The following is a 7,080-nucleotide window of genomic DNA, read 5'->3' on the forward strand; positions in this document are numbered from 1 at the left end:
ATGGTCCCCTTCAGCCCCCGAGTACGCCGCTCACCTCGTTCGGCGTTCCCGGAATCGTGCCTGTCGCGGTCTTCGCGCCGGAGGCGAGGTCGACCGAATGGATCTCCTTCTTGCCCGGATCGGTGACGTAGGCGGTTCCGCCACGGACGAAGATCGCCGGGCGCGGCTGCTGCCACTCGATCGGTTCCTGCCAGGATCCGAGTACGGGGATCTTCCGCGTCACCGAACCGGCCACCGGGTCGATCACGTGGATCTGCCCGTCGGTACCCAGCACCAGTGCCTCGCCCTGAGGGCCGCGGGCCAAGGACCGGAAGGTGTAGCTGGTCCCGATGTCGACGTGCTTGAGCGTGGCCTTCTCGGTGTCGATCAGGGACACCCGGGTCGGCCGTTCGAGCTCGGCCGCTTCATCGACCTTGTAGTCGCCCAAGGTGATCGGGGAGACGTCCGAGCCCGCCTGGTTGCCGATGCGCCCGTAGGGGTCCGGGCTGGTCACCTTGGTGATGGCGCCATTCCGGTAGATCAGCACACCGGTCTGGCAGCCGACCACCACCGCTTCGCCGCGCGCGGCGGCTTCACCGTGCACGCCAGGGCACTGCTCGTTGCGCGCGATCTCCTTCTTGTCCTTGTCCAGGACCACGATCCCGGACCGCTTGTCCTTGTTCCCGACGGTGGTGACCAGCTCGCCGTTTTCGAGTTCGACGGCCACACCGTGATGCGCTTCCGGCGTCTTGTGCTTCGGCGAGGGCAGGGCCGCGGTACCGATCGTCTTCGGGTCGAAGACGGTCACTTCGCCGGTCCCGTCGGCGAACAGCACCGTCTTGCCGGCATGCCGGACGACGTGACCGGGCTTGGCCGCCTTCACCTCGTTGTCCGTCAGCACGGCACCGACGGCGTCGAGGACCCGGAATCCGGTGGAAGTCGAGACCAGGAGGTGCCGGTCGTTCCCAGCGGGGTTGAGCCGGTTGAAGCCCTCCAGCGGAAGGTTCTTGGCCTCCTTCAAGGATTTCCCGTCGAGCAGGACGATACCGCCGTCATAGGTGACCGCCACCGGGTCGGCGACGACCGGTGCCGGCGCCGCGTCCTTTCCGGCTTCCGCCGCAGGCTGTTCGGTCCCGCAGGCGGCGAGCGCGAGCGTGCTCGCCGTCGTCGCCATCAGCGCGAGATATCGGGTTTTCCGTGCCATTTCACTGTGCCTTTCGTCTGTTCCGGTCAGGAACGGGTCAAACCGGTGGTGATCGATTCGGTGTTGGCGCGCATCATTTCCAGATAGGTGGCCGCGCCCTGGCCTGGTTCACTGAGCGATTCCGAGAACAGCGGGGTCACCTGGACGTGCAGCCCGGCCTGCTCGGCGAGCACCCGTGCGAGCCGGTCCGGTTGCGAGGAATCGGCGAAGATCACCGGAACCCCCGCCGCGCGAACGGTGTCGGCGAGTGCCTTCAGATCCGAGGAGCTGGGGGAAGCGAGCGTGGTTCCGCCGGGGATCACCGCGCCGACGACCTGGAATCCGAACCGCTGAGCGAAGTAGCCGAACACGTGGTGATTCGTGACCAGCTTCCGGCGTTCGGGCGCGATCCCACCGAACTTCGCGGTCATCATCTTGTCGAGCGCCTCGATCTCCCCGCGATAGCGTTCCGCGTTGGCGCGGATCACCGCTTCGTCGACCCCGTCGACATGCGCGACGACCTCGTCGGCGATCGTCTTCACCGCGTCGCGCACCCGTGCGGGATCCGTCCAGAAATGGGGGTCCGGCTTGTTGTCGGCGTAGCTGATCGGGTTGGCCCGCTCCCCGGCGGGAAGCGACGGCACGCCGCTTTCCTCGGCTGTGCGGACAGTGCGCAGCATGCCTTCCTCGAGTCCGAGTCCGTTGTAGACGATCAGACCGGCACGCTCGACCTGGGCAGCCTGCTGCGCGGAGATACCGAAGGAATGCGGGTCGGCGTTCGGCTTCATCAACACGGTCACTTCGGCCTGATCGCCGACGACGGCGCGGGTGATGTCGCCGAGAATGTTCGTGGTGACGACGACCGACGCGCCTTTCCCGCCGCTTCCGGAGCACCCGGCCGCCGCCAGCAGCGCCACCACGAACAGGGCGAGTACGCGACGCTTCATCGGCCGGTCTCCACGATGTGGCCCGCCTTGCCGCCGACCTTCAAAGTCCTGGCGCGACGAAGGTTATCGTTGTAGTCGATCTCGTACACCTCAGCCGAGAGCGGGTTGTTGACGTAGGCGCGGGTCGTATCGACCTGGATCGTGGGGACGTCGGCGGCGGCCGCTTCCGGGGGCAGGAGCGGGATCGCCGCCTGTTCCTTTCCGGTGCCGTCGAAGGAGCGCAGCTTTCCGTCGCGGGAGAGCACCAGCAGCGGACCACCCTCCCCGACGGCGTTCACCGCGGCGACCGGTCCGGTCTCGACGTGCTGCCAGCCGCGGCGGGCGACGTCCAGTGACCACACCGCGGACTCCCCTGCCCTGGCCGCGAGCGTGGAGGCACCGGGTCGATGGAAGAAGGCAGTGGCACGTTCCCGCGCGGTGACACTTCGCGGGTAAGGGATCTTCACCCCGGTGAACGCACCGTCCTTTTCGGTCACGAGCAACGCGCCGTCAGCGCAACCGAAGACGACCCCGCGCCGGGTCACCGCCTGACCCTGGAGTTCGGGGCACGACTGATCGATGTCCGCCACGGCTTTCCCTTGACGGTCATGGACGCGCACTCCCCGGGCGAGCGGCTTCCCCGGGTCCGCCACCGTGGCGATGATGTGTCCGCCGAAGGGAATCGCGACACCGGCGTGCGGCTCGCGTGCGATCTTCCCGAGTTCGCTCATGGACCCCTTGTCGAGCGCGGCTCGATCGAGCAACGTCGCCGTGCCGTCCGAATAGGACAGAGCCGAGACTGCGGGATCGCTGTAGGCGGCCAAAGGTTGTTTGCCCGGTGCCACGCCGACGTCACGGACCTTCGCCCGGTAGTAGTGGACGTGGTCACCGTGGTCGACCATCCAGGAGCCGCTGTCGATCACGCGGGTCGTGCCGTCGCGGGCGGTCAGGTAGCCGAAGCGGCCGTCGCCGGTCACGGACCGCACGCCGTCGACGCGTCCGGCGTCGTGCACCTCCTCGGTGATCAGGTCCACGACGCGCACGGCACCCGTGTCAGTGTCGGCGACGATCAGCCGGGACTGCGCCTCGGCCGTTTCTTCGGCGCCTTCGACGTAGCCGTGCGGGACTTCCGCGGTCACCTCCTTCGGCTGCTCCGCCCCGCACGCCGCCAGGGTCAGCGCCGCGACGGCCGCCGTCACTGCTTTCAGTTTCATCGTGAGCACTCGATCTCCGGTGTCAGGGAACGGAATCGCTGTCGTACGAAGGACAGAGACGCGGAAAAGAAGAACAGCAGGACCGCGGCGGCGGCGATGGTCGCGCCCGCCGCGGTGCCCCAATGCCAGGACACGAGCAAGCCGCCGACCGTGGCGGCGACGCCGAGCAACGCCGCGATGAGCATGATCGTGGTGATCCGCCGCGACCAGAAGAGCGCCGCCGCGGCCGGGGCGATGAGCAGTCCGAACACCAGCAGGGTCCCCACGACGCGGAACGACGCGACGATCGTCAACGTGACCAGCCCGAGCAGCACCGCGTTGGCCAGACGAGGACGAAGCCCCAGTGTGTGCGCCTTGCGGACGTCGAAGGTGAGCGCGGTGAACGCGCGATGTCCCAGCAGGGCCACCGCTCCCACGACGACCAGGGTGATCGCGAGACCCACCAAGTCGCCGGATCCGACGGCGAGCACGTCGCCGAACAGGAATCCGGTGAGGTCGACGGCGAACGACCGCGAGTGCGACACGATGATCACGCCGCTCGCGAGCATGCCGACGAAGAGCAGCCCGATGGTGGTGTCCTCGGACAGCCGCCGCGAACGCCCGAGGGCCGTGACGCCGATCGCCATCACCCCGGCGCTGATCGCCGCGCCGATCAGCAGGTTCACGCCGGTCAGCGAGGCGATCGCCACGCCGGGCAACATGCCGTGCGACATCGCGTCGCCGATGAAGGCCATGCCGCGCAACACCACCCAGGTGCCCACGACGGCGCACACCGCCGACACGAGCACTCCCGCCACCAGCGCACGCTGCACGAACGACACCTCGAAGGGGATCAGCAACCACTCCACGCGTCACACTATAGTGGTAATGATTGTCATTATCTGAAAGAGGTACGATGACCCCGGACACAGCGGCGCTCACGATCGACCGCGCGCACGCCCACTACGGCTCCCGCGAAGTGCTGCGCGGGATCACCGCCCAGGTGCCGTCGGCGCGGCTCACCGCGATAGCCGGTGCGAACGGCGCCGGGAAGTCTTCGCTGCTCAACCTCGTCGCCGGTGTCCTGCCGCCGACCTCCGGTTCGGTGACCCGCCGGGACCCTGGACGCGTCGCCTACGTGACCCAGCAGAGCGAGGTGTCACGATCACTGCCGATCACCGTGCGCGCCACCGTCACGATGGGGCGCTGGGCGCACCGCGGCCACTGGCGACGACTGACCAAGATGGACCGGAAGATCGTCGGAGAGTGTCTGGAGCGGCTGGACATCACCGCGATCGCGGACCGGTTGATCGGCACACTGTCCGGCGGGCAACGGCAACGGGCACTGGTGGCCCAAGGACTGGCCCAGCAAGCCGGCCTGCTGCTGCTCGATGAGCCATCGGCAGGTCTCGACCTGCACGCCCGAAGCCTGATCGACGAAGCACTGCACGCCACACTCGCCGAAGGCACGACGATCCTGCGCGTCACGCACGACCTCGAGGTGGCGGGCCGGGCTGATCACTGCCTGCTGCTCCGTGACGGCCGCCTCGTCGGCGAAGGCGCTCCGGCTTCGGTGCTGACCCCGGAACACGTGGCGGAGGCCTGGGGCCTTCCAACCCGCGTTTAGTCACCTACTCGCGAGGACGCGGTCAGCATTTCGGTGGGCGCCGCGCCTGCCAGATCAGCGCGTCCCGCAACTGCTGGATGAGCTGTTCGTCGTCGGCCTCCGACGGATCGACGCCGAGCGGGATCCAGCGTTCGCCGACCTCGGTCCCGTTCTCGAAATTGGTGATCACGATCCCCGCGTAGGAGACGCGTTCGTCCCCGATGTCACCTTGGATGAGGACGTCGCGATGCTGGAGACGCACACTGACCCACCGTCCCGCACGGCGAACCGGATCGCGTTCAGCACTGGTCATTCGTCCCTACCCATGCCACACGGTCCCCCCGCCCCGAACGTCGCCGCCGGGCCCCGGAGGGTTACCTGCCGGTTGTTCCGGTTCAGTAACGGCAAGCGGTCACGTGAAACGGTTACGCTCGGCCCATGAGCACCGATCCGGAGATCCGGCGGCGCCGCCTCGAACCGGCCGCACGGCGTGCCGAGATCCTGGCCGCGGCGCGGAGGCTGTTCGGCGCGGGCACGTACGCCTCGGTGTCGACCTCGGACATCGCGAAGGCCGCCGGGGTGGCGCGGCCGCTGATCAACCACTACTTCGGCGGCAAACGGGAGCTGTACCTGGAAGTCGTCCGGCAGATGATGATCGTGCCGGCGCCGGTGATCGAGAACCTGCCCGACACGACCGCCGAGGAGCGGCTCGCGATCAGCGTGCGGCACTGGATCGAGGTCGTCGAACGCAACGAGCAGGCGTGGCTGACCGCGATCGGCCAGGAGGCCGTCGGCCGCGACCCGGACATCGAGCGGATCATGCTGGAGGGTGACGAGATCGCCGCCGACCGCGTGCTCGCGGCCGCGCTGATGAGCGATATCACCGAGGGGCGCGAAGAACTCCGCGCGATGATCCGCTCCTACGGCGGGATGCTGCGCGCCGCGTCACGCGAGTGGCTGATCCGCGGCACCCTCGGCCGGGAGGAACTGCGCGTGTTCCTGACCGATTCGATCCTGCATCTGCTGCGGGTCACCTACCCGGCCGTGCTCGCAACGCGTTCCGCCGGGCATAGGCCGCCGGAGTCATCCCCTTCCAGCGTTTGAAGGCGTAGATGAAGCTCGACGCCTCGGCGTAGCCCAGCCGCAGCGCGACGTCCTCGACGCTGAGCGCGCCGGTGTCGAGCATCTCCTCCGCCAGCGCCTGGCGGACCTCGTCCAGCAGCGCGCGGTAGCCGGTCCCGGCCTCGAACAGCCGTCGCCGCAGCGTGCGGGGGCTGAGCGCGAGCCGTCGCGCGACCTCGTCCATCCCGGCGTCGACGCCGCCGAGCCGCACCAGCCGTTCCCGGACCTGCTGGGCGATCCCGGACCGCTCGCGTTTCCGGGACACCAGCAGATCGCATTGCGCGGCACAGACCGCGACCGTCTGGTCGTTGGCCTGCGGCAGCGGTTTGTCGAGGAAGAGCGGGTCGAGGGTGACGACGTGCGACGGCGCCGAGAACGACGGCGCCAGCCCGAAGGTCCGCACGTATTCGTCCACTGTGGAGGGTCTAACGTGGCGGAATGTCAAGGAGCGCAAGGAGATATCCGGCAGGATGTCGCGCATGACGGTGTGGATGGCACCGAGGTCGCGCAGTACCAGGAAGTGGGCGACGTCGCCCGGCACGCGGCTGTCGTCCATGGTCAGCGCGAGCCGTCCGGCCTCGACGGTCACGTGCGGGATGCAGAAGGTGAAGCTCAGGTCCAGGTACCGCAGGGCGAAGCGCATCGCGTCCCCCAGTGTCGGGCTGCTGATGCACGCGAAGCCGAAGATGCCGAACGCGCTGACCCGGTACCGCCTGCTCAGCCGCAGCGCGACGTCGTCCCCGCCGCCGAGCCCACGGATCAGGTCACGGACCACCGCGAGCTCCTGGCGCGCGTCGACCTGACCGTCCACCGGAGCGTGCTCGTAGGCCTCCAGCCCCTTGACGCCGTTCTCGGCCGCGAAGCGGGCCATGAGCACGATGCTCGCCGTGCCGCGCGGGTAGTCCCAGTCCCGGATCGCCGGCGGCGGTAGTTCCATGGCCGGGATTGGGGGCTTTTCATCCTGTTGGGGCTGGTCAGTGTGGTTGACAGCGGCGATTGTGGTTGTGGTGTAACAGGGTGGGGAGCTGTCAGTGTGGTGGCTGGAACGTGAGGGAGCCCTCGACAGTTGAT

The 7,080-nt window shown here is 68.3% G+C and carries 8 protein-coding genes; 2 read left to right on the forward strand and 6 right to left on the reverse strand.

The genetic code is table 11. From position 1 onward, the window contains the following. Positions 1-10: 10 nt before the first annotated feature. From aztD to aztB, 4 genes are read right to left on the reverse strand one after another with little or no spacing between them, the layout of a single operon-like run. Entirely contained in the window at positions 11-1,183 is a 1,173-nt protein-coding gene (aztD, locus tag ACLARN_RS38280) for a zinc metallochaperone AztD (RefSeq protein WP_409496368.1), read from the reverse strand. A 26-nt stretch (positions 1,184-1,209) separates the two neighbouring features. Next, positions 1,210-2,109: a zinc ABC transporter substrate-binding protein AztC gene (gene aztC / locus ACLARN_RS38285; RefSeq protein ID WP_409496369.1), complete on the reverse strand. Its 900-nt coding sequence runs from the start codon at positions 2,107-2,109 to the stop codon at positions 1,210-1,212. Further along, the gene (locus ACLARN_RS38290; RefSeq protein ID WP_409496370.1) at positions 2,106-3,302 is read right to left on the reverse strand and encodes a hypothetical protein; all 1,197 of its coding nucleotides are present in this window, start codon (positions 3,300-3,302) and stop codon (positions 2,106-2,108) included. Before ACLARN_RS38290 ends, aztC begins: the two co-directional genes overlap by 4 nt. Beyond that, positions 3,299-4,150 (reverse strand): zinc ABC transporter permease AztB, encoded by an 852-nt coding sequence (gene aztB, locus ACLARN_RS38295; protein ID WP_409496371.1) that lies wholly within the window; start codon positions 4,148-4,150, stop codon positions 3,299-3,301. Before aztB ends, ACLARN_RS38290 begins: the two co-directional genes overlap by 4 nt. Before the next feature lie 47 nt (positions 4,151-4,197). Here aztB and aztA point away from each other — a divergent pair, with 47 nt between their 5' ends. Further along, on the forward strand, positions 4,198-4,908 hold the full coding sequence (gene aztA, locus ACLARN_RS38300) for a zinc ABC transporter ATP-binding protein AztA (RefSeq protein WP_409496372.1): 711 nt from the start codon (positions 4,198-4,200) through the stop codon (positions 4,906-4,908). Positions 4,909-4,930: 22 nt separating this feature from the next. Here the strand turns inward: aztA and ACLARN_RS38305 are convergent, their stop codons facing one another. Then, entirely contained in the window at positions 4,931-5,200 is a 270-nt protein-coding gene (locus tag ACLARN_RS38305) for a hypothetical protein (protein WP_409496373.1), read from the reverse strand. Between the two features lie 125 nt (positions 5,201-5,325). On the opposite strand from ACLARN_RS38305, the gene ACLARN_RS38310 reads away from it, so the two are divergent. Next, positions 5,326-5,991: a TetR/AcrR family transcriptional regulator gene (locus ACLARN_RS38310; RefSeq protein ID WP_409496374.1), complete on the forward strand. Its 666-nt coding sequence runs from the start codon at positions 5,326-5,328 to the stop codon at positions 5,989-5,991. On the opposite strand, the gene ACLARN_RS38315 is transcribed toward ACLARN_RS38310, so the two are convergent. Continuing rightward, positions 5,918-6,946, reverse strand: coding sequence for an AraC family transcriptional regulator (locus ACLARN_RS38315; RefSeq protein ID WP_409496375.1), 1,029 nt, complete (start codon positions 6,944-6,946; stop codon positions 5,918-5,920). The genes ACLARN_RS38310 and ACLARN_RS38315 overlap by 74 nt on opposite strands. Positions 6,947-7,080 lie beyond the last annotated feature (134 nt).

Origin of the sequence: Amycolatopsis sp. cmx-11-12, from assembly GCF_046269425.1 — a bacterium.
Classification (GTDB): Bacteria; Actinomycetota; Actinomycetes; order Mycobacteriales; family Pseudonocardiaceae; genus Amycolatopsis.